Below are 21,825 nucleotides of genomic sequence, written 5' to 3'. Positions count from 1 at the left end.
AAGGGATTCGGTTCGCGCAGAGGACACCGAGAGCGCCTTCTCCAGAACGCCACCTCAACATCCTTCTGTTCCCCGGCGAAGGCCGGGGCCCAGTTGCTATATACTGGGAGGTGCGCGGCGTCGGTGCGTGGGAGGCAAGAGCGGCCCGCCGTCGATGGTGGGCCGCAACTGGGCCCCGGCCTTCGCCGGGGAACGGAGCAGCATTGAGGGGGGCGTTATCTCAAAGAACGCAATCTCTGCGTTCTCCGCGCCTCTGCGCGAGCCGAATCCCTTGGCCTTCGACTTCGCTCAGGCTGAACGGAGGTGGGTTGTGGGGCGGACTCCTCCATCCGCCCCCACGACCTCAAGACCCCGTGACCGGTCCCCCGGCCGCCTGGAACAGCGCGACCGAGTCGGTCATGCGCGCTGCCTTGGCCTGGATCAACTGCGACCGGGCCTGCGCGTCGGTCGCGGTGGCGTTGAGCAGCTGCAAGGTCCCGACATCGCCCAGCGCAAGCTGCCGCCGTGCGAAGGTCAGTGCCTGGCCCGCCGCGTTGCTCGCCCGCTGCGCCGCGTCGAGCGCCTGCGCGTCGGTGGACAGGCCGGTCAGCGAGTTGGCGACATCGCCGAACGCCTGGAGCACCGCCTGGCGATATTGCGCCTTGGCACCCTCCAGCGCCGCCTCGGCCGCCTTTTGCTGGTGGCGCAGCGCATTGGCGTGGAACAGCGGCTGGGTGATCCCGCCGAGCAGCGCCCAGAAGGGATTGCCGCTCTTGAACATGTCGCCGAAATTCTGTGCCGAGCCGCCCGCATTGGCGGAAAGCTGGATACTGGGTAGTCGCGCGGCGATGGCGGCGCCGACATCGGCCCCGGCGCCCCGCAACTGGGCTTCGGCGGCCAGCACGTCGGGACGGCGATGGACCAGATCGGAAGGGACGATGGCGGGCAGCTCGGTCGGCAGCGTCAGCTGCGTCAGCTCGGGCAGCGGCGGCAGCGCCGATCCCGCCGGGCGGCCGATCAGCGTCGCGATGATGGTGCGCTGCGCCGCCTCGGCACGGACCAGCGGGGGCAGCGCGCCCTCGGCGGTCGCCAGCGCGGCCTGTTGCGTCGAGACGTCCGACGCACCGACCGCGCCCAGCCGCTGCCGCTGTTGCAGCGCGCCCAATATGTCGCGATTGACCTGCACCGCGGTCTGCGCGGCGGCGACCTGTTCGGCCAGGCTCGCCCGCTCGATCAGCGCGGTGACGAGGTTCGCCGCGACCGTCATCCGTGCCGCGTCCAGCTGGTGCCGCTCGACCTCGGCGCGTGCGGCGGCGGAGCGGACCTGCGCGCGGTTCCCGCCGAACGCGTCGACGTCATAGGAGACGCTGACCTGCGCGGTGTGCAGCGTATAAAGCTGCTGGTTCTGGTCGGCGACCGCCGGCGACAGGGCGTTGGACACGCGGGTCCGCTGCGCCTGATAGTTCAGGCCCCCTTGCGGGAACAGCAGCGAGCCGCGCGTCGCCCGCGCCTGTTCCTGCGCCTGCTTCAGCGAGGCTTGCGCGACGGCCACGTCGTTATTGTGCGCCAGCGCCTCGGCGACCAGCGCATCGAGCTGGGCATTGCCGAAGGCATGCCACCATTGGGGCGCGACGGCGGCGGACACCGTCTGCGCCGGGCCGGTCGCGGGTGCGATGACCGGCGTAGGCGCCAGCGGCGGTAGGCTGGCATGCGCGTCCAGGTCATGCGGTCCTACGGCGCAGCCCGAGATACTGGCCGAAACGCACGCCAGCAGCGGCAGGGTCAGGAAACGCTTCATGCCGGAATCCCAGAGTCGGAGATATTGGTATCGTCCTGGTCGTCGACCATCGGATCATGCTTCTTCTTGCGCTGCGACAGCGGCAGGCGGGTCGAATAGCGGCTGATGAGCACCGGCAGGACCAGCAGGATCAGCACGGGGGCCAGCGTCATGCCGCCGACCACGACCAGCGCCAGCGGCTTCTGCACCTGGCTGCCGATCCCGTGCGAGAGTGCGGCGGGCAGCAGGCCGATCGCGGCGACCAGACAGGTCATGACGACCGGGCGCAGGCTGTTCTTGACGGTGTTGGCCAGCGCATTCTCACGCGGGGCGCCTTCGTCGATCGTGTTGTTGAAGGTGGTGACGACCAGGATGCCGTCCATCACTGCGATGCCGAACAAAGCCACGAAGCCGATCGCCGCCGAGATGCTGAACGCCGTGCCGGTCAAGGCGAGGGCCAGCACACCGCCCACGATCGCCATCGGGATCGCGGAGAAGGCGAGCAGGCTGTCGCGCATCGATCCGAAATTGGCATAGAGCAGCAGCAGGATGAGCACGAGGCTGATCGGGACCACGATCTCCAGACGGGCGATCGCGTTCTTCAGGTTATCCAGCTCGCCCGCCCATTCCAGGTGATAGCCCGGCGGCAGGTGGACATTCTGGTTGATCCGTGCGCGCGCCTCCTCGACCGCGCCGCCCAGATCGCGGCCGCGCACCGAGAATTTGATCGGAACATAGCGTTCCTGATGCTCGCGATAGATGAACGAGGCGCCGCTGGTCAGCTTGACGTTCGCCACCTCGGACAGCGGCACCTGGATGGTCCCGTTGCCGTCGGGGGAGGGCGCGCCGATCGTGATGTTGCGCACCGATTCCAGCGAATCGCGCTGGGCGGGCTTCAACCGTACGATGATCGGGAAGTGGCGATCGGTGCCGGGTTCGTACAGGTCGGCGGGCGACTGGCCACCGATGGCGGCGGCTACCGTCTGGTTGATGTCGTCGGGCGTCAGGCCATAGCGCGCGGCCTTGGCGCGGTCGACGTCGATCCGCACGGTCGGCTGGCCCAGGATCTCGAACACGCCGAGATCCTCGATGCCCTTCACCTTGGCCATCTGCGCCTTGATCTGGTTGGCCAGCTTTTCCAGCGTGACGAGGTCGGGGCCGAACAGCTTGATCGAATTGGCGCCCTTCACGCCCGAGGCGGCTTCCTCGACATTATCCTCGATGATCTGCGAGAAGGAGAAGTCGACGCCCGGATATTTCTTGGCGAGGCGGCTCGACAGTTCCTCGATCAGCTTCTCCTTGGTCATTCCGCTCGGCCAGCTGTCGAAGGGCTTGAGCGGCACAAAGAACTCGATGTTGAAGAAGCCGGTCGCATCGGTGCCGTCGTCCGGGCGGCCATGCGCGGACAGGACCGCCGTGGTCTCCGGATAGCTGGCGATGATCTTGCGCACCTCGTTGGTCACCTTCTCGCCCGCCTCGAGGCTGATCGAGGAGGGGAGGGTGGCGCGGATGTACATATTGCCTTCTTCGAGGTGCGGCAGGAACTCGATGCCCAGCGAGCGCACGCCGACGATGGCGAGGCCCATCATCAGCAGGCCGCCGCCGATCGTCACGATCTTGTTGCGCAGCGCAAAGGACGCGGCGGGTTCATAGACGGCACGCAGCTTGCCGACGATGAACGTCTCGGTCTCGGCCAGCTTGTCCGGTAGCAGCAGCGTCGAGAGGACGGGGGCGACGGTGAAGGTCGCGAGCAGGCCGCCGGTGATGGCATAGGCATAGGTCTTGGCCATCGGGCCGAAGATATGCCCCTCCACGCCGGTCAGGGTGAACAGCGGCAGGAAGCTGGCGATGATGATCGCGGCGGCGAAGAAGATGCCGCGGCTGACCTCGGACGAGGCGCCCAGCACCGCGCCGAAGCGGCTGGCCAGGGTATAGCGGCCCTGGCCGCTCTCCACCGCGGTCGAGCGTTCGACCATGTGGCGGAAGATATTCTCGACCATGATGACGCAGGCATCGACGACGAGGCCGAAGTCGAGCGCTCCGACCGACAACAGGTTCGCACTCTCGCCCTGGAGCACGAGGATCAGGATCGCGAAGGCCAGCGCGAAGGGGATGGTGGCCGCCACGATGATCGCCGAGCGCAGATTGCCGAGGAACAGCCATTGCAGCGCGAAGATCAGCAGGATGCCGACCACCATGTTTTCCATGACGGTGTGGATGGTCAGGTTGATCAGGTCGGACCGGTCGTAGATCCGCTCCAGATGGACGCCGGGGGGCAGGATGCCGCTGTCGTTGATGTTGGCGACCTCGGCCTGCACGGCCTTGATCGTCGGCATCGACTGGGCGCCGCGCTGCATCAGGACGATGCCCTGCACGATGTCGTCGTCGTTATTGTAACCGGCGATGCCCATGCGCGGCGCGTTGCCGATCTTGACGGTGGCAACGTCCTTGACGAGCACGGGCTGGCCACCCGCCTGGCCGACCAGGACGTTCTGGATCGCGTCGGGCGACTGGATCAGGCCGATGCCGCGCACGATCGCGGCCTGTTCGCCGAAGTTGATCGTCTGGCCGCCGACATTGCCGTCGCTCTTGGACAGCGCCGCGAGCACCTGCGACACGGTCACGCCGTGCGCGTTCAGCCGGTTCTGGTCGATCACCACGTCATAGGCGCGCAGCTTGCCGCCCCAGCCGGTGACGTCGATGACGCCCGGAATCCGCTTGAACCGGCGCTGGAGCACCCAGTCCTGCAACGTCTTCAGGTCCATCACCGAATAGCCCTTGGGCGCGGAGATGCGGTAGCGATAGATCTCGCCCACCGGCGAGGTCGGCGACAGCGTCGGCTGTGCGCCGCCCGCCAGCGGAGGCAGCTGCGACAGGCGGTTGATGACCTGCTGGCGTGCCTGCTCATTGGTGTAGTCGTAGGTGAACTGGATCTTGATGTCCGACAGGCCGAACAGGCTGATCGCGCGGATCGCGGTCAGGTGCGGGATGCCCGCCATCTGGACCTCGATCGGGATGGTGACGTTGCGCTCCATCTCCTCGGCCGACAGGCCTTGGGTCTGGGTGATGACCTCGACCATCGGGGGCACGGGATCGGGATAGGCTTCGATGTTGAGGTTGATGAAACCGATGACGCCGGCGACGATCATCGCGAAGAAGAGGCCGACGATCAGCAGTCGCTGACGCAGCGCGAAGCTGACGATGCGGTTCATTATTCGCCGATCCCCGCTTCGTTGACGAACAGCGCGCCCGAGGTGACGATCTTTTCGCCCGGCTTCAGGCCCGACGTGATGGTGACCAGCCCATTGGCCGAGTCGCCGGTCGTCACGTCGCGCGCGACCAGCAGGCCGTCGGGCCGCATGATCCAGACGCGCGCCGCGTCGCCTTCATGGATGACGGCGGCGGCGGGGACGCGAATCGCCTGACCCGCACCCCGGTGCTGGATCGCGAAGCTGGCGAACATCTGCGGCTTCAGCGCCTTGTCGGGGTTGGGGATCGAGGCACGCACCGGCAGGCGGTGGGTCTGCGGGTCGAGCGCGGCGCCGACCAGGTCGATGGTGGCGTGGAAGACGCGGCCGGGGATGGCGGGCGTCGTCACCTCGACGGGATCGCCGACGCGGACATTCTCGGCATCGCTCTCGGCCACCTGCGCGACCAGCCAGACGCGCGAGGGGTCGGTGATCGTCATCACCGGCTTGTCGCCGCCCTGCGAGACATATTGCCCCGGCGCGACATCGCGCGAGGCGACGACGCCGCTGATCGGTGCGTGCAGCGTGGTGATGTCGTGGATGCCCGCGACCTCGCCGACATTCTCCAGCCGGTTGATCTCGCCCTGCGACTTGCCGAGGATCGCCAGCTTGTCGCGCGCGGCGCCCAGCGAGGCGGCGGCGGTGCGCGCGGTCGCCTGCGCGGCGGCCAGGTCGACCTTGGCCTGCTGATAATCCTTCAGCGCGCCGCCCGCGGTCTCATAGATTTGCTGCTGGCGGTCGGCATTGCGCTGCGCCGCGACCAACTGCGCCTGCGCATTCTGATAGGCCGCGCGGGCCGAGAACAGCCCCGAGCGCGCATCGACGAAATCGCTGGTCTTGATCTGCAAAAGCGGCTGGCCCTGGCGCACCGCCTGGCCCGCCTCGGCCAGCACGCGCACGACCTGCCCCGCATAGGGCATCAGCACGGGGGTCGAGCGGGTCGCATCGACCGTGATCGCGCCCGTCGCCATGGTCTGGTCGCCCGAGGCCCCCAGCCCGACGCGCACCGTCGGCATCGCCGCCAGCTGCTCCCTGGACAGGCGCAGCGTGCCCGGCGGCGGCGGGGCGGGGGGCGTTTCCTCCTTGTGGGTCAGCTTGCCGATGACCGTGATCAGGATCAGCGCGCCCACCAGCACGGCGGCGGCGATCCCGATCCAGCGCCATTGCTGCGCGGAGGACAGGCGGCGGGTTTCGGGTAATGTCGCGTCGGCAGGATTGACGTGCATCGGAGTCTTTCGGCGCAAGGATCGGAATTGCTTCGGCCGATACGGGCAAGGCTCTGACGCTTTCCTTGCGGAAATCTTACGAGACGTTCATCTGTGCGGGCATTGCGGCATCGATGGCGATGCCGTTTTTGGCATCTTCCTCATCTATTCAAATGCTTGGTCATTGCGGAAGCGTCATGAACGGCATGTCACCTGTCAGGGAACAAAAGTTTCGGTTCGTCGTTCAAATCGAACGGCTCAACTGAGGGAGGGTGAAGATGGCCAGCCATAGACCGCCGCCGCGGATTTCGGACTTGCCGCGCGAGGAACGTCTGGATGCCTTGTATCGTCGCGCCGCCGACGATCGTGCGCGCTATATGGCGATGCGGGACCGCAAATCGGGCCTGTTCGACCGACTGCTTCACCTGTTCTGAAATTTGCCGCCGCCGGGGCCTTCCCGGCGGATCGTCAGCGCCCGGCCGCCATCCGGCGCTTGCGGCGAGCGGGCTGACCGCTCCGGACCGGGCGCAGGCGAAAGCGCCGCTCCATGCCGATATCGCTATGCCCGATCGCGATCAGGACGATCGACAGCGACGACAGAGCGGATATCGTGAGCCATATCTCCAGCAGCGCACCCGCCATCCGATATCCCCTGCGTGAGCCGGGCCAACGGCCCGTATGCGGCTTTGCTCCCCACAGATAAAAATAAAGTGACGGAAGGCGTCCACGACAGCCCAGGATGGCCATGCGCGGCGAAATACGATCATGACGCGCGCACGGCCTGGCTTTATGACGGCGCATCATGATCCGATCCGATCGACGTTCCTGGCCCCTGGCCATCGGGCTGGCGCTGCTCGCGGGCTATGTGGACGCGATCGGGTTCCAGCATCTGGGCGGCTATTTCGTCTCCTTCATGAGCGGCAATGGCACGATGCTGGCGGTGCATCTCGTTCGCCCCGGTCCGGCGGACGGGGGCGTGGCGATGCTGGCCATGTTGCTCGCGCTGTTCGTCGGCGGGGTGATGGGGGGCACGTTGATCCGCCTGGTCCTGCCGCGTGGCGGACAGGCGGCGGTGCTGGTGCTGGTCGCGCTGCTGCTCGGGCTGGCGGGACTCGATGCGCGGCTCGGCTGGGGGATGGCGGTGGCGATGGGCGCGGCCAACGCCACCTTCGAGCGGGACGGCGAGGTCAGTATCGGCGTCACCTATATGACCGGCACGCTGGTCAAGATCGGCCAGCATCTGGCGCAGGCCGTGGCGGGGCGCGAGCGGTGGCGCTGGTTGCCCTATACGCTGCTCTGGGCGGGATTCGTCGTGGGGGCGGGGCTGGGCGCGTGGCTCTACCCCTTCTGGGGCATGGCGGCGTTGCACGGCGCGGGTATCGGCGCGCTGGCGGCGGCGGCGGTCGCATGGCGCTGGCGTCCGGCGGCCTGACGCGCATCGGGGCGTTCCGGCGGGGCGCTGGTCGGCTTTTGTTACGGCCCGGCTTGGATTCCACGCGCGAGTAATATAATTACAAGACCTAGAGTCGGGCAGCAGACCCGCGACAGGAGAGCATATGCGCGTGATCGACCATGTGGTCGCCGGTGGACAGACCGCGACCGACGCCGCTTCGACCCGTCAGGGTGATGTGTTCGACCCCAATAGCGGCCAGGTGCAGGCGCGCGTGCCGCTGGGCGATGCCGCGCTGCTCGACCGGGCGGTCGCCGCCGCACAAAGGGCGCAACCTGCCTGGGCCGCGACCAATCCGCAGCGCCGGGCGCGCGTGATGTTCCGGTTTAAGGAACTGGTCGAGCAGAATATGGACGCGCTGGCGCATCTGCTCTCCTCCGAACATGGGAAGGTGATCGCCGACGCGAAAGGCGACATCCAGCGCGGGCTGGAGGTGATCGAGTTCGCCTGCGGCATCCCCCACGCGCTGAAGGGCGAATATACGCAAGGCGCCGGGCCCGGCATCGACGTCTATTCGATGCGCATGCCGCTGGGCATCGGCGCGGGCATCACCCCGTTCAACTTCCCCGCGATGATCCCGATGTGGATGTTCGGCATCGCCATCGCCTGCGGCAACGCCTTCATCCTGAAACCGTCCGAGCGCGATCCCTCGGTTCCGGTCCACCTGGCCGAGCTGATGCGCGAGGCGGGCGCGCCCGAGGGCATCCTGCAGGTCGTGCATGGCGACAAGGCGATGGTCGATGCGATCCTGGACCATCCCGCGATCGGCGCGGTCAGCTTCGTCGGCTCGTCCGACATCGCCCATTATGTCTATCGGCGCGGGGTCGAGGCGGGCAAGCGCGTCCAGGCGATGGGCGGGGCCAAGAACCATGGCATCGTCATGCCCGACGCCGATCTCGACCAGGTGGTCGCCGACCTGTCGGGCGCGGCCTTCGGCTCGGCGGGCGAGCGGTGCATGGCGCTGCCCGTCGTGGTGCCGGTCGGTGACAAGACGGCGGATGCGCTGCGCGAAAAGCTGATCCCCGCGATCGACGCGCTTCGGGTCGGCGTCTCGACCGATGCGCAGGCCCATTACGGCCCGGTCGTCAACGCCGCGCACAAGCGCCGGGTCGAGGACTGGATCCAGACCGGCGTCGACGAGGGCGCGGAACTGGTGGTCGACGGGCGCGGCTTCAAATTGCAAGGCTATGAGCAAGGCTTCTTCATCGGCCCGTCGCTGTTCGACCGGGTGACGCCCGCCATGCAGAGCTATCGCGAGGAAATCTTCGGCCCCGTGCTCCAGATCGTCCGCGCGCCCGATTTCGAGACGGCGGTGCGCCTGCCGAGTGAGCACCAATATGGCAATGGCGTCGCGATCTTCACCCGCAACGGCCATGCCGCGCGCGAATTCGCCGCGCGGGTCGAGGTCGGCATGGTCGGGATCAACGTGCCGATCCCGGTGCCGGTGGCCTATCACAGCTTCGGCGGGTGGAAGCGATCCGCATTCGGCGACGTGAACCAGCACGGCATGGAGGGCGTCCGCTTCTGGACCAAGGTGAAGACGGTGACGCAGCGCTGGCCCGATGGCGCGCCGGATGGCGGCAACGCCTTCGTGATTCCCACCATGGCCTAAAAGCACGCCCCTCCCGCAGGCGGGAGGGGATGGGGGAGGGAAAGGAGTCTCACAGAGACCATCGCCCGTGGCGTAGCCCCCTCCCCAAACCCCTCCCCCCTCCGGGAGGAGGGGCTTAACAGGACGAGACGAACCCGATGACCCAATTCGACCTGACCGACGAGCAGCGCGAGATCCAGGAACTGGCGCGCCGCTTCACCGCCGACCGCATCACCCCCTTCGCCGCCGAATGGGACGAGAAGCATGTCTTCCCGCGCGACACGATCCGCGAAGCCGCCGAACTGGGCTTCGCCGCGATCTATGTGTCCGAGGAATCGGGCGGCATCGCGCTCGGACGGCTGGAGGCGGCGCTCATCATGGAGGCGATGGCCTATGGCTGTCCCTCCACCTCGGCCTTCATCTCGATCCACAATATGGCGTCGTGGATGATCGACCGTTTCGGCGATGCGGATGTGAAGGGGCGGTATCTGCCCGATCTCGTCACCATGGAACGCATGGCCAGCTATTGCCTGACCGAGCCGGGGTCGGGCTCCGACGCGGCGGCGCTCAAGACCCGCGCGGTGCGCGACGGCGATCATTATGTCGTCTCGGGCTCCAAGCAGTTCATCTCGGGCGGCGGCGAGAATGAGGTCTATGTCACCATGGTCCGCACCGGGGAGGAGGGGCCCAAGGGCATTTCCTGCCTGGTGATCGACAAGGACACCCCTGGCGTGTCCTTCGGCGCGAACGAGCGCAAGCTGGGCTGGCATTCGCAGCCGACGCGGCAGGTGACGTTCGACAATGTCCGCGTGCCGGTCGCCAACCGGCTGGGCGCCGAGGGCGAGGGCTTCCGCATCGCGATGATGGGGCTGGACGGCGGGCGGCTGAACATCGGCGCCTGCTCGCTGGGCGGCGCGCAGCGCTGCTTGGACGAGGCGGTGTCTTATGTGAAGGACCGCCGCCAGTTCGGGAAAGCGATCGCCGAGTTCCAGAATACCCAGTTCACCCTGGCCGACATGGCGACCGAATTGGAAGCGGCGCGGGCGCTGCTCTATCTCGCCGCCGCCAAGGTCACGGCGGGTGCGCCCGACAAAACGCGCTTCGCCGCCATGGCCAAAAGGCTGGCGACCGATACCGGATCCTCGGTGGTCGACCGGGCGCTGCAACTCCATGGCGGTTACGGCTATCTGATGGATTACCCGATTGAACGCTTCTGGCGCGACCTGCGCGTGCATTCGATCCTGGAAGGGACCAACCAGGTGATGCGGATGATCGTTGGGCGGGAGTTGCTCAAAGACTAAGCTGTTCCCCGGCGAAGGCCGGGGTCCAGTTTCTAAGCAGCCGATGGCGCGCTTCATAGCTTGCCACAACTGGGCCCCGGCCTTCGCCGGGGAACGGGAAAGGATAGAAGGACCGGCATGACCCAGGATCTGATCGTCACCCGCGAAGGCCCGGTCGGGCGGCTGCGGCTCAACCGGCCCAAGGCGATCCACGCGCTGACCCGTGCGATGTGCGAGGGCGTGCTGGCCGCGCTGGAGGACTGGCGCGGCGATCTGTCGGTCGAGGCGGTCATCATCGACCATGCCGAGGGGCGCGGCTTCTGCGCGGGTGGCGACATACGGTTGCTGGCCGAGAGCGGTGCGGGCGACGGCGAGGCGGCACGGGGCTTCTTTCAGGCCGAATATCGGATGAACCACCGGCTGTTCACCTATGCCAAGCCGATCGTCGCCGTCATGGACGGCATCACCATGGGCGGCGGGGTCGGCATTTCCGCGCCCGCGCGCTTCCGGGTCGCGACCGAGAATACCCGGTTCGCCATGCCGGAGACGGGCATCGGCCTGTTCCCCGATGTCGGCGGCGGCTGGTATCTGTCGCGACTGCCGGGGCGGATGGGCGTGTTCCTGGCGCTGACCGGGCATCGGCTCGACGGGGCGGAGGCCTATGCCCTGGGCCTCGCCACCCATTATCTGCCCGCCGCCGCGCTGGAGGAGGCCAAGGCCGCGATCCTCTCGGCCCCGCAGGAGATCGCCGCGACGCTCGACCGGCTGTCCGCCCCCGTGCCCGAAGCCGGGATCATGGCCCATGCCGCCGACATCGACCGGCTGTTCGCCGCCGACACGCTGGAGGAGATCGTCGCCGCGCTGCAGGCGGATGGCGGCGAATGGGCCGCGCAGCAGCTCGCCGTGCTGCGTACCAAATCGCCGCAAGCCTGCAAGGTGTCGCTGCGTCTGCTGCATGAGGGGGCGCGGACCACCGACTTCGCCGAGGAGATGCGCCGCGAATATGGCGTCGCCAGCCGCGTGGTGCAGCGGCCCGACTTTGTCGAGGGCGTCCGCGCGCTGATCGTCGACAAGGACAATGCGCCGCGCTGGAACCCCGCCACGCCCGAGAGTGTGACCGACACGATGATCGACCATATCTTCGCCCCCCTGCCCGAGGCCCAGGCCTGGACACCCGAAGACCGCTGAAGAGGACGCCCGCATGACCAACTATACCACCCTGATCGTCGAGCGCCGCGAGGCGGTGACGCTGGTGACGCTGAACCGGCCCCAGGCGCTGAACGCGCTCAATGCCGAGCTGCTGTCCGAATTGCTGGACGTGATGCGCGCCTATGACGCCGATCCCGAACAGCGCTGCGCCGTCATCACCGGCAGCCCCAAGGCCTTCGCGGCGGGGGCGGACATCAAGGAGATGCAGGAGATGGACTTCGCCGCCATGTATGGCGGCAATCATTTCTCCGGCTGGGACGAATTCACCCGCATCCGCAAGCCGATCATCGCGGCGGTCGCGGGCTATGCGCTGGGCGGCGGGTGCGAGCTGGCGATGATGTGCGACTTCATCCTGGCCGCCGACACCGCCAGGTTCGGCCAGCCCGAGATCAAGCTGGGCGTGACGCCGGGCATGGGCGGATCGCAGCGGCTGGCGCATGCGGTCGGCAAGGCCAAGGCGATGGAGATGTGCCTGACCGGCCGGATGATGGACGCCGAGGAAGCCGAGCGGGCGGGCCTGGTCGCTCGCATCGTCCCCGCCGCCGATCTGGTCGAGGATGCGCTGAAGACCGCCGCGACGATCGCCGGCATGGCCCCGATCGCGGTGCGCGCCAACAAGGAGATGGTCAACGCCGCCTTCGACATGGGGCTGGCGCAGGGCGTGCAGTTTGAACGCCGCCTGTTCCACGGCCTGTTCGGCTCGGCCGACCAGAAGGAAGGCATGGCCGCGTTCGTGGAGAAGCGCACGCCCGTCTGGACTAGCCGCTGATGTGACTCACGCCCCTTCCGCAGGCGGGAGGGGCTAAGAAAAAGAAGAGCGTAGGAGAGAGCATCATGGCGCGGATCGCGTTTATCGGCCTGGGCAATATGGGCGGCGGCATGGCCGCCAATCTGGCGAAGGCGGGGCATGACGTCCGCGCCTTCGACCTGTCGGCGGACGCGCTGGCGGCGGCGCGGGCGGCGGGCTGCCTGCCCGTCGACAGCGCGGCGGCGGCGATGGAGGGCGTCGAGGCGGTGGTGACGATGCTGCCCGCCGGAACCCATGTCGAGCGCGTCTATGCCGACGCCGTCTTCGCCGCCGCGCCGCCGTCCGCGATCCTGATCGACTGCTCGACCATCGACGTCGCCACCGCGCGGCGCGTGGCGGAGGCGGCGCGGGGCAAGGGCATGATGGCGGTCGATGCTCCCGTCTCGGGCGGGATCGCGGCGGCCAGGGCGGGAACGCTGACCTTCATGGTCGGCGGGTCCGACCAGGCCTTCGAGCGCGCCGAGCCCTTCCTGTCGGCGATGTGCCAGGCGGTGATCCATGCCGGGGGCCACGGCGCGGGGCAGGCGGCCAAGATCTGCAACAACATGCTGCTCGGCGCGACGATGATCGCGACCTGCGAGGCATTCGTGCTGGCCGAGAAGCTGGGGCTGGAAGCGCAGACTTTCTACGACATCGCCTCGGTGTCGTCGGGGCAGAGCTGGTCGATGACCAAATATTGCCCGGTGCCCGGCGTCGGGCCGGAAACACCCGCCGATCACGACTATCAGGGCGGCTTTGCGGCGGCGCTGATGCTCAAGGACCTGAAATTGGCGATGGAAGCCGCACGCGACGCGGGCGCGACCACGCCGATGGGCGAGCGCGCGGCCGAGCTTTACGCCGCGTTCGTGGGCGAGGGGCAGCCGCCGGTCGACTTCTCCGGCATCATCCGCACGCTGCGCTAGGGCCGATCGCCGTCCAGTGATGCCTTTCCTTTCCCTCGCCCCTCGCAGAGGGGAAGAAGGAGCAATGCTGAATCTCGATCCAGCCTGAAAAACCACCGTTCAGCCTGAGCGAAGTCGAAGGCCAAGGGGATCGCTATTCCACAGGAGCCGCCTGCCGAAAGCGCATTGCATCACCTTCGCCCGCGTAAGGCCGGTCGAGGCGGGGCATGTGAAAAACCCATCGCGCCTTTTCCCTCCCGCCAATGCGGCCTAAAGCCCGCAGCGTGATGGAAATACCCGCCCCCCTTCGCCTGCGTGTCGATCGCGATGCGCTTGTCTCTAACTGGCAGGCCATGGACCGGATGAGCGGGACGGCGGCGTGCGGCGCGGCGGTCAAGGCCAATGGCTATGGCCTGGGGGCGACGCTGGTGGCGCAGACGCTGGCCGGGGCGGGATGCCGCGACTTCTTCGTCGCGAACTGGGCCGAGGCGCTGGCGCTCGCCCCGCTGGGCCTCACCCTGTCGGTCCTGCACGGCCTGCGCGCCGAGGACATGGCCGCGGCCATGGCGGGATTCGCGCGTCCGGTGCTCAGCACCCCCGAACAGGTGGCGCGGTGGCGCGAGGGCGGCGGCGGCGCGTGCGACGTGATGGTCGACACCGGGATCAACCGGCTGGGCGTGTCGGTGCAGGCGGTGGCCGACGGCCTGCTCGACGGGCTGGCGATCGAGACGCTGATCAGTCACCTCGCCTGCGCCGATGAGGATGTGCCGATGAACGCGCGTCAGCAGGCGGCCTTTGCCGGATTGAAGGGGCGGACGCGCGCGCGCCGGATGAGCCTGGCCAATTCGGCGGGGATCGGGCTGGGCGCCGACTATCATTTCGACCTGACCCGGCCGGGGCTGGCGCTCTATGGCGGCATTCCGCGCCCCGACATGGCCGGACCGCTGCGGCAGGTCGCCCGGCCCGAGGCGCAGATCCTGCAGCGTCGCCTGGTCCCGGCAGGCGAGACGGTTGGCTACAACGCCACCTGGACCGCCCCCGCCGATACCGAGGTCGCGATCCTGAACCTGGGCTATGCCGATGGTTATCGCCGCGCGCTGTCGGGCCTGGGGGCGGCTCGCGCGGACGGTGTGGTCCTGCCGGTGCTCGGCCGGGTGTCGATGGATCTGGTCGCGGTTGACGTGACCGCCAGGCCCGATCTGGCCGAGGGCGACTGGCTGGCGATGGATTACGACCTGGCCGCCGCATCCGCCGCCTCGGGCGTGTCGCAATATGAACTGCTGACCGGATTGGGGCAGCGATTCGCGCGGGGATGAAAAAAGGGGCCCTCCCGAAGGAGAGCCCCGATCGATTCCGATCCTGGCGGATCGATCAGTATTTGACGGCAGCAGTGATAGCAAAACGGCGGCCAACTGCGTCGTTGATGACGCCAGGAATATAATAGCCGTAATAGCGCTGGCTGATCCGATCGGTAAGGTTTGTCGCGGTAAAGCTTAGCGTGAAACGATCCGTCACATCAAAGAAGACGTTCGCATCAAGGGTGACGAAGTCCTTGTACTTGTCGAATTCACGTGTGTCATTGGGATTGGAGCCGCGGTTGAAACGCGACGTCAGCTGTTGTCCGGTATAGTTGACGAAGGTGCTGAAACCCCAATTGTCGGTACGATAGCGGAATCGCGCTTGGCCTTGGAATTGTGGATCGCCGATCGTCCCATCACTGCGCGCAGGTGCAACGCCAGTTGTGTCGATTAGCCGCTTGCCCTGAAAATAGAGATCGCCGCCGATTGTCAGCGTGCCCGGGAGGTTCAAGCCGTTAAGTCGCGTGCGATAGTCGAGCGTGGCCTGTAGGCCTTCAAAATCATACCGGACGCCGTTGACGTAACCCGAGGTGACCGCGGGGTTCGCCGGATCGGAAACAACCTGTCCCGATGCATCGCGACGGATTCGCGAGCAGAAGGCATTGCCATTCGCAGGATCGTCAGCGTTAAACGATGCGTTATCGAAACACGCCGAACCGATCTGTGCGACCGTCAGGCTCGAGATCGGCTGCCGCAGTTTGATGTTGAGATAGTCAACCGAGATAGTCAGGCCCGGCACAAAGCGAGGTTGGATGACCGCGCCAAGTGTGTAGCTCTGCGCTTCCTCGTTCTGCAGGGTCGGGTTTCCGCCCGAGCGGCCCGGCACGGTCGCCGATGCTGCTGCCAGAGGTGTGGCATTAGGATAACGGGACAAGAATGCGGTGCAGTTCCGATTGCGGATTTCCGGCACCGGGCCTGCGTTCCGATTGCCGGGTGCGCAGTAGTCTGTAACGGTGGTGAAGGTGATGGTAATCGGCGAAAATAGTTCGACAACCGACGGTGCGCGGAACGATTTTGTAAAATTGCCACGGAAGCGGATGTCTCGTATCGGTTCGATACTGCCGCCCGCAGACCACGAGAAGAAGTTGCCGTTCACCGTATTGTTAACGTACCGACCGCGTGCGAAGACTTCCATGCTATGAATGATAAAGTCATTCTGGGGCTGGATCAGAGGTGCAAGGACTTCGCCAAATACCTCGTTCAGCGTGTACTTTCCGGACACGGGCGCGATAGCCACTGACCGACCCAGACCCTGCTGTTGGAAGGCGTCAGGGGTGAAGCTGGCCTTTTCTTCTCGATGTTCAAAGCCCGTGTTGAAACCGACGGGATTGCCGAAAATGTCAAATGGTGAGCCACCGAAATTGGCGTTGACGACAAACTGCTCAAATTTGCTGGTCGCCGATACGTCCTGAACGACATAGTTGAGCGCCTCGCGCGACGCGACGCCTTGGCCGAAGAGATTGAGCGGACGACAGGCTGCATCGGCCACCGGACGGAAACCCGGTGTAGCAAGCACGGTCGGCGTGGTCGTGCAGACGATCTCGCCAGCAGCATTACGGCCGACGTTGACTGCGTTGACGAAATTCTGCTGATTGATGGCCTGATTATAGTCGACGAAATCGTTGCGGCCATAATTGACCGAAACTTCAGCTTGATAATCACGGCCACCCAGCTTGAAATTGCTCGATGCCCCTAGAACGCCCCGGTAGAGATCGTTCTCCGAATAGCCGGTAATGTCCGCCAGATCGAGATTTGCACGGCTCAAGCGGAAGGTCGAATAGCCAGCCTGGGTCAGCGTCTGGCGCGCTTGAGCGGTCAGGAACGGATTGTCGACGCTGAAATTCAGCGCGCTGCTTGCTCCACCGAACAGCGAGGAGTTGAAGGTCGGCTGGCGGAGAAGCTGATCGCCGCGGCCCTTGTAATACATGCCTTCGGCGAACAGCTTGACTTCTTCCGTGAGGTCAAAGTTCGCGAAAAGATTTGCTGCTATGCGCCGAACATCGCTGGTGATCTGCGTTACGTCACTGAAGCGGAAACCGTCTTTTGTGTTCGCCGAACGTGCGGAGCCGCCGGTGATGGGGGGCGCGGTGGTCGATCCCTAGAAAACCGTCCCCGGATTGAAGGCCACGAGATTCCCAAATTGGTCGAACTGTCGCGCATAGTCGAGCGAGCGAAGACTAGTTGCTCCGGCTGGCGCGATGATCAAGCCGCCATAAGCCATGGAAGCGATGCTGAGATCGCGGACCAGAACGGAACCCGGAAAGCCGTCCGTGGTCGAATCATTGAAACCAATATTCGGATTAACGCGACCATCATTTGCGGGAGTGCGACCAGCAGGGCCGAAACGAGCAGCTTCTGCTGTCGTTGGATTGAGGAGCGAACCCAGATTGTCCCGATAGAAATCCCGATCGTTCTGCACCATCCCCTTAACGGTTTCGTACATACCGGCAATGGTGATGTTGCCACGCCCGTCTGCGAAGTCACGGCCCGCAATCGCAGACAAGTTGATGCGCTGATTGTCGCCGCGCTCGGTGATGCCCGATGTAGCCCGAGCCTCCAGTCCATTGAAGCGATTTCGCAGCTTGATGTTCACCGTTCCGGCGATTGCGTCCGAACCATAGATCGGAGCCCGCCGATGCCGACGCGATCAACCGAGTCAATGACAATGGTGGGCAGGATGTTGAGGTCGACCTGCGTGCCGCCGGACGCGTTGCCGAAGACCGAAGCGACGTTTGATGTGACGACGCGGCGTCCGTTGACCAGCGTCAACGTCCGGTTTGAACCGAGATTATAAGCATTAGCAAAGTTGACACCTTGCCCAAACGATCCCTGCGTCCCGTTTGGCGTGACACTGCCCCGAAAGCCAGGAATTTCATTCAGCGCGTCGGCGACGTTTGTAAGATTGCGAGCTTCCAGATAGTCGCTACCAACAGTGACGATCGGTTCTTGAGATACCGTGTTGGGCAAGCGAATACGCGTGCCAGTCACCGTGACTTCGTTGTTTTGAGTGGGGCCCGATTGCTCTTCCGTCGGGCGCTCGGATTCCTGCTGGGGCGGCGTGGTTTGTGCCGATGCCTCAATCGACAAGGCGAACAACGATCCAACGATCGCGGTAGCCCCCATCAGTACGCGCATTGTCATTCTTTACCCCCATTATGACGGATCGTTCATGTCCGTTCATCCAAGGGAAAGAAATTTCCGACGCGAAAACAAGCGCCTCTAAAATCGCAAATGAAAATTGTGTAACCGATGTTGCAGGGATGTGACAGGTTCGACACATCCCTGCAAGATAACCGTTAATCGCGAAATTTTCGCATAGAAGCGTGTTTACCGCTCAACACACATGGCGATGCCCATGCCGCCGCCGATGCACAAAGTGGCGAGGCCCTTTTTCGCGTCGCGCTTCTGCATCTCGTAGATCAGGGTCGTGAGCACCCGCGCGCCGCTGGCGCCGATCGGATGGCCCAGCGCGATCGCGCCGCCGTTGACGTTGACCTTGTCGGGGTCGAAACCCAGCTCCTTGCCGACCGACAGCGCCTGGGCGGCAAAGGCTTCGTTGGCTTCGATCAGGTCGAGGTCGCCGACGCTCCAGCCCGCCTTTTCCAGCGCGCGCCGGGTGGCGGGGACGGGGCCGATGCCCATGACCGACGGGTCGACGCCCGCCGAGGCCCAGCTCTTGATCGTCGCCAGCACCGGCGTACCGCGCTTCTCGGCCTCCTCGCGGCTCATCAGGACGAGCGCGGCGGCGCCGTCGTTCAGGCCCGAGGCATTGGCGGCGGTGACGGTGCCGTCCTTCTTGAAGGCGGGGCGGACGCCCGAGACGCTCTCGAGGGTGGCACCGGCGCGGATATATTCGTCGTCGGCGACCACCGTCTCGCCCTTGCGGGTCTTGATGGTGACGGGGGCGATCTCGTCCTTGAACCGGCCTTCGCCGCGCGCCTTTTCGGCGAGGTTCTGCGAGCGGACCGCGAACCGGTCCTGATCGTCGCGCGTCACCTGATATTGCTCGGCAAGGTTTTCGGCGGTGATGCCCATGTGATAGCCCGCAAAGGCATCGGTCAGGCCGTCATGGACCATGGTGTCGACCATGGTCAGCGGACCCATTTTGGTGCCGCCGCGCATCGTCTGGGCGTGGGGCGAGAGCGACATGGATTCCTGGCCGCCCGCCACGACGATGGTCGCATCGCCATTGGCGATCGCCTGAAGCCCCAGCGCGACCGCGCGGAGGCCCGAGCCGCAGACCTGGTTCACGCCATAAGCCGGGACTTCCTTGGGGATGCCCGCCGCCATCGAGGCCTGGCGCGCCGGGTTCTGCCCCTGCGCGGCGGTCAGCACCTGGCCGAGGATCACCTCGGACACGTCCTCGCCGGTGATGCCCGCCTGTTCGAGTGCGGCGGTGATCGCGACCCGGCCCAGTTCATGCGCGGGCGTGGCGGCGAAGGCGCCCAGGAAGCTGCCCACGGGGGTACGCTTGGCGGCGGTAATGACGATCTCGGTCATGAAGGCTCCTCTCTACTTACACTCTATCTAGGGGCAGGCAGGCCCGCGATCCAGTCGGCCAGCGGTTGCCAAAGCTGTTGTTCCGCACGACCGCCGACGACCATGCCGACATGGCCCGTGCCACCCGCTCGCCGGTCGGCCAGCCCGATCGCGGTGGCGGCGGGGACGATCCGGTCGGCGGTGGCGACGAACTCGACGCTAGGGGCGTCGCATTGCGACGGTGTGACGATTTCGCCGCCGACGCGCCATCGTCCCTGACCGGGACGATCCTCGGCGATCAGCCGCTCGAACAATTCCAGGCCGAAGCCATGGGGCAGGGGCGCGCCCTGGTTGGCCCAGTCCTCCAGCCGGATGAAGCGGCGCGCGGCGTCGCTGCGCGGATCGAGATCGGCGAAGGCGGCATATTTGGCGATGGTCCGCGCCGGGTCGAGCCGCCAGAATCCCGCCTGCAACGCCTCCATGGGCACGACGCCGAGCGCCTCGGAGGTCGGCTTGATCGCGGCCCATTGCGCGGCCATCGCGGCGCGCGCCTCTTCGCCATAGCCGCTGAAATGCCACGGCGCGGCGATGGCGGCGATCCCGGCCACCTCGCTGCGCGCCGCCGCCGCCATGGCCAGCGTGCCGCCCAGGCAATAGCCGACCAGCACCGGCGGCTCGGGGAATGTCGCGATCAGCGGCAGCAGGAAACGCTCGACATGCCCCGCCACGTCGATGTCGCGATCCTTCGCGCCGGGCGTGCCCCAGTCGATCAGCCAGGGGTGGCAGCCCCGCTCGCGCAGCCAGCGGAGCAGCGAGCGGTCGCGGGACAGGTCCAGGATCGAGGCCGGGTTGATCAGCGAGGGGACGAACAGCACGGGCCGTCCTTCCCCTCCGGCATCGCGCAACCGCACCCGTCCGCGCCGTCGCCGCACAGCCAGCGCGCGCATCGGTCGTTCGCGCTTCGCGGCCTGGAACCGCCGCAATCCCTCCATGGCGCGCGTCACCAGATCGGGATTTTCCGCGGCTTCGCTGCGCAACATCGCTAGGAACAGCGGCAAGGGGCGCGGACCATGTTGCGATGCGAAATCCATGACGTTAGGCTAGGTCAAAATCATAGAAGGCGGGGGTCCATGAAGAAGCAGGCAGCGGACGGCATCGTGATCGTCAAGAAATATGCGAACCGGCGGCTCTACAACACCGAAACCTCCTCCTACATCACGCTCGACCATCTGGCGGCGATGATCCGGGCGGGACGCGACTTCAAGGTGGTCGACGCCAAGACCGACGAGGACATCACCCATAATGTCCTGACGCAGATCATCATGGAAGAGGAAAGCCGGGGCGAGACGATGCTGCCGGTCAATTTCCTGCGCCAGCTGATCTCGATGTACGGCGACTCGATGCAGGCGGTGGTGCCCGGCTATCTGGAGGCGTCGATGGACAGCTTCCGCCGCAACCAGGAACAGTTCAAGTCGGCGGTCGAGGGCGCGTTCGCGGGCACGCCCTTCGCCGACATGGCCAAGCGGAACCTGGCGATGTTCGAGGCGGCGACGCAGGGGTTCAAGCCCGGTACGCCCGCCCCTGCACCCGCGCCCGCCCCGGCGGCTCCCGCAGCGGGCAGGGACGAGGAAATGGCCGCGCTGAAGGCGGAACTGGCGGCGCTGAAGGACAAGATCGAGAAGCTGGGGGAGTAACCTCCTGCAACCCTGCGCCGTTCAGCCTGAGCGAAGTCGAAGGCCATGCTGAAACGGTGACCGCCGCGCACCTTTCTCTTCCTCCCCTGCAAGGGGAGGGGGGACCAGCGAAGCTGGTGGAGGGGTGTCCCCGGTCGCGAGCACGGCACCACCTCTCCAACCGGGACACCCCTCCGGCCTGCCACCTCCCCTTGCAGGGGAGGAATGAAAAGGCGGCCTTCGACTTCGCTGCGGCTGGACGGAGGTCGGGAAACGCCCTCCATTGAACCCGCGCCCGCCCGCATCCATATCGCCGCGCATGAGCGGGAATGAACACGCCATGCCCACCTGGCATGGCACGACGATTTGCTCGGTGCGCCGTGGCGGCCGGGTGGTGGTGGCCGGGGACGGCCAGGTTTCGATGGGCCAGACGGTCATGAAGCCCAATGCGCGGAAGGTCCGGCGCCTGGGCGACGGATCGGTCATCGGCGGCTTTGCGGGGGCGACGGCGGATGCCTTCACCCTGTTCGAGCGGCTGGAGGCCAAGCTGGAGCGGCATAACGGCCAGTTGCTGCGCGCGGCGGTCGAGCTTGCCAAGGACTGGCGGACCGACAAGTTCCTGCGCAACCTGGAGGCGATGATGATCGTCGCCGACAAGGACGTGACGCTGATCCTGACCGGCAATGGCGACGTGCTGGAGCCCGAGAACGGCATCTGCGCGATCGGGTCGGGCGGCAATTACGCGCTCGCGGCGGCGCGGGCGCTCGTCGACTATGAACAGGATGCCGAGACGATCGCGCGCAAGGCGATGGCGATCGCCGCCGATGTCTGCGTCTACACCAATGACCGCGTCACGCTCGAAGCCATCGACGGCGCGCAGTAATTTA

Annotated in this window: 19 protein-coding genes; 10 read left to right on the top strand and 9 right to left on the bottom strand. The window is 66.1% G+C overall.

What is annotated here, in order from left to right; all coding sequences use genetic code 11:
- Positions 1-343 precede the first annotated feature (343 nt).
- From ABIC44_RS08845 to ABIC44_RS08835, 3 genes are read right to left on the bottom strand one after another with little or no spacing between them, the layout of a single operon-like run.
- Positions 344-1,777 (bottom strand): efflux transporter outer membrane subunit, encoded by a 1,434-nt coding sequence (locus ABIC44_RS08845; protein ID WP_354294938.1) that lies wholly within the window; start codon positions 1,775-1,777, stop codon positions 344-346.
- Positions 1,774-4,968, bottom strand: a complete 3,195-nt coding sequence (locus ABIC44_RS08840) for an efflux RND transporter permease subunit (protein ID WP_354294936.1) — start codon at positions 4,966-4,968, stop codon at positions 1,774-1,776. Before ABIC44_RS08840 ends, ABIC44_RS08845 begins: the two co-directional genes overlap by 4 nt.
- Complete coding sequence (locus ABIC44_RS08835) at positions 4,968-6,230, bottom strand: efflux RND transporter periplasmic adaptor subunit (RefSeq protein WP_354294934.1); 1,263 nt, start codon at positions 6,228-6,230, stop codon at positions 4,968-4,970. Before ABIC44_RS08835 ends, ABIC44_RS08840 begins: the two co-directional genes overlap by 1 nt.
- Before the next feature lie 257 nt (positions 6,231-6,487).
- Between ABIC44_RS08835 and ABIC44_RS08830 the strand changes: the two genes are divergently transcribed.
- Entirely contained in the window at positions 6,488-6,643 is a 156-nt protein-coding gene (locus tag ABIC44_RS08830; RefSeq protein WP_307102708.1) for a hypothetical protein, read from the top strand.
- Between the two features lie 34 nt (positions 6,644-6,677).
- Here the strand turns inward: ABIC44_RS08830 and ABIC44_RS08825 are convergent, their stop codons facing one another.
- Positions 6,678-6,851, bottom strand: a complete 174-nt coding sequence (locus tag ABIC44_RS08825; protein WP_309692453.1) for a hypothetical protein — start codon at positions 6,849-6,851, stop codon at positions 6,678-6,680.
- Between the two features lie 160 nt (positions 6,852-7,011).
- Between ABIC44_RS08825 and ABIC44_RS08820 the strand changes: the two genes are divergently transcribed.
- The 7 genes from ABIC44_RS08820 (at position 7,012) to alr (ending at position 14,744) form a co-directional block, all read left to right on the top strand.
- On the top strand, positions 7,012-7,641 hold the full coding sequence (locus ABIC44_RS08820; protein WP_354294933.1) for a YoaK family protein: 630 nt from the start codon (positions 7,012-7,014) through the stop codon (positions 7,639-7,641).
- A gap of 124 nt (positions 7,642-7,765) precedes the next feature.
- Positions 7,766-9,271 carry a CoA-acylating methylmalonate-semialdehyde dehydrogenase gene (locus ABIC44_RS08815; RefSeq protein ID WP_354294932.1) on the top strand — a complete coding sequence of 502 codons (1,506 nt, stop codon included), beginning with the start codon at positions 7,766-7,768 and terminating at the stop codon, positions 9,269-9,271.
- 137 nt (positions 9,272-9,408) lie between these two features.
- On the top strand, positions 9,409-10,551 hold the full coding sequence (locus ABIC44_RS08810; RefSeq protein ID WP_354294930.1) for an acyl-CoA dehydrogenase family protein: 1,143 nt from the start codon (positions 9,409-9,411) through the stop codon (positions 10,549-10,551).
- Between the two features lie 117 nt (positions 10,552-10,668).
- Entirely contained in the window at positions 10,669-11,718 is a 1,050-nt protein-coding gene (locus tag ABIC44_RS08805) for an enoyl-CoA hydratase/isomerase family protein (RefSeq protein ID WP_354294928.1), read from the top strand.
- 13 nt (positions 11,719-11,731) lie between these two features.
- Complete coding sequence (locus ABIC44_RS08800; protein ID WP_354294927.1) at positions 11,732-12,508, top strand: enoyl-CoA hydratase; 777 nt, start codon at positions 11,732-11,734, stop codon at positions 12,506-12,508.
- 65 nt (positions 12,509-12,573) lie between these two features.
- Positions 12,574-13,449 (top strand): 3-hydroxyisobutyrate dehydrogenase, encoded by an 876-nt coding sequence (gene mmsB, locus ABIC44_RS08795; protein WP_354294925.1) that lies wholly within the window; start codon positions 12,574-12,576, stop codon positions 13,447-13,449.
- 266 nt (positions 13,450-13,715) lie between these two features.
- Positions 13,716-14,744, top strand: coding sequence for an alanine racemase (alr, locus tag ABIC44_RS08790; RefSeq protein WP_354294924.1), 1,029 nt, complete (start codon positions 13,716-13,718; stop codon positions 14,742-14,744).
- 55 nt (positions 14,745-14,799) lie between these two features.
- Here alr and ABIC44_RS08785 read toward each other — a convergent pair whose 3' ends face one another.
- From ABIC44_RS08785 to ABIC44_RS08765, 5 genes are all read right to left on the bottom strand, one after another.
- Complete coding sequence (locus ABIC44_RS08785; RefSeq protein WP_354294923.1) at positions 14,800-16,713, bottom strand: TonB-dependent receptor domain-containing protein; 1,914 nt, start codon at positions 16,711-16,713, stop codon at positions 14,800-14,802.
- 171 nt (positions 16,714-16,884) lie between these two features.
- Positions 16,885-17,379, bottom strand: coding sequence for a hypothetical protein (locus ABIC44_RS08780; protein ID WP_354294922.1), 495 nt, complete (start codon positions 17,377-17,379; stop codon positions 16,885-16,887).
- A complete protein-coding gene (locus ABIC44_RS08775) occupies positions 17,376-17,921 on the bottom strand; it encodes a TonB-dependent receptor plug domain-containing protein (protein ID WP_354294920.1) in 546 nt (181 codons plus the stop codon). The genes ABIC44_RS08780 and ABIC44_RS08775 overlap by 4 nt, the downstream gene beginning before the upstream one ends.
- Before the next feature lie 192 nt (positions 17,922-18,113).
- Positions 18,114-19,286: an acetyl-CoA C-acetyltransferase gene (locus ABIC44_RS08770; protein WP_354294919.1), complete on the bottom strand. Its 1,173-nt coding sequence runs from the start codon at positions 19,284-19,286 to the stop codon at positions 18,114-18,116.
- A gap of 23 nt (positions 19,287-19,309) precedes the next feature.
- A complete protein-coding gene (locus tag ABIC44_RS08765) occupies positions 19,310-20,356 on the bottom strand; it encodes an alpha/beta fold hydrolase (RefSeq protein WP_354294917.1) in 1,047 nt (348 codons plus the stop codon).
- A 39-nt stretch (positions 20,357-20,395) separates the two neighbouring features.
- Between ABIC44_RS08765 and phaR the strand changes: the two genes are divergently transcribed.
- Together phaR and hslV are read left to right on the top strand one after the other, a co-directional pair.
- The gene (gene phaR / locus ABIC44_RS08760; protein ID WP_354294916.1) at positions 20,396-20,959 is read left to right on the top strand and encodes a polyhydroxyalkanoate synthesis repressor PhaR; all 564 of its coding nucleotides are present in this window, start codon (positions 20,396-20,398) and stop codon (positions 20,957-20,959) included.
- A gap of 319 nt (positions 20,960-21,278) precedes the next feature.
- Positions 21,279-21,821, top strand: coding sequence for an ATP-dependent protease subunit HslV (gene hslV, locus ABIC44_RS08755; RefSeq protein WP_058744342.1), 543 nt, complete (start codon positions 21,279-21,281; stop codon positions 21,819-21,821).
- Positions 21,822-21,825 lie beyond the last annotated feature (4 nt).

The organism is Sphingomonas sp. 1185, from assembly GCF_040544655.1.
GTDB lineage: Bacteria > Pseudomonadota > Alphaproteobacteria > Sphingomonadales > Sphingomonadaceae > Sphingomonas.
Note: the sequence above shows the minus strand (reverse complement) of the source record. Positions and strands in the feature narration are given on the sequence as shown.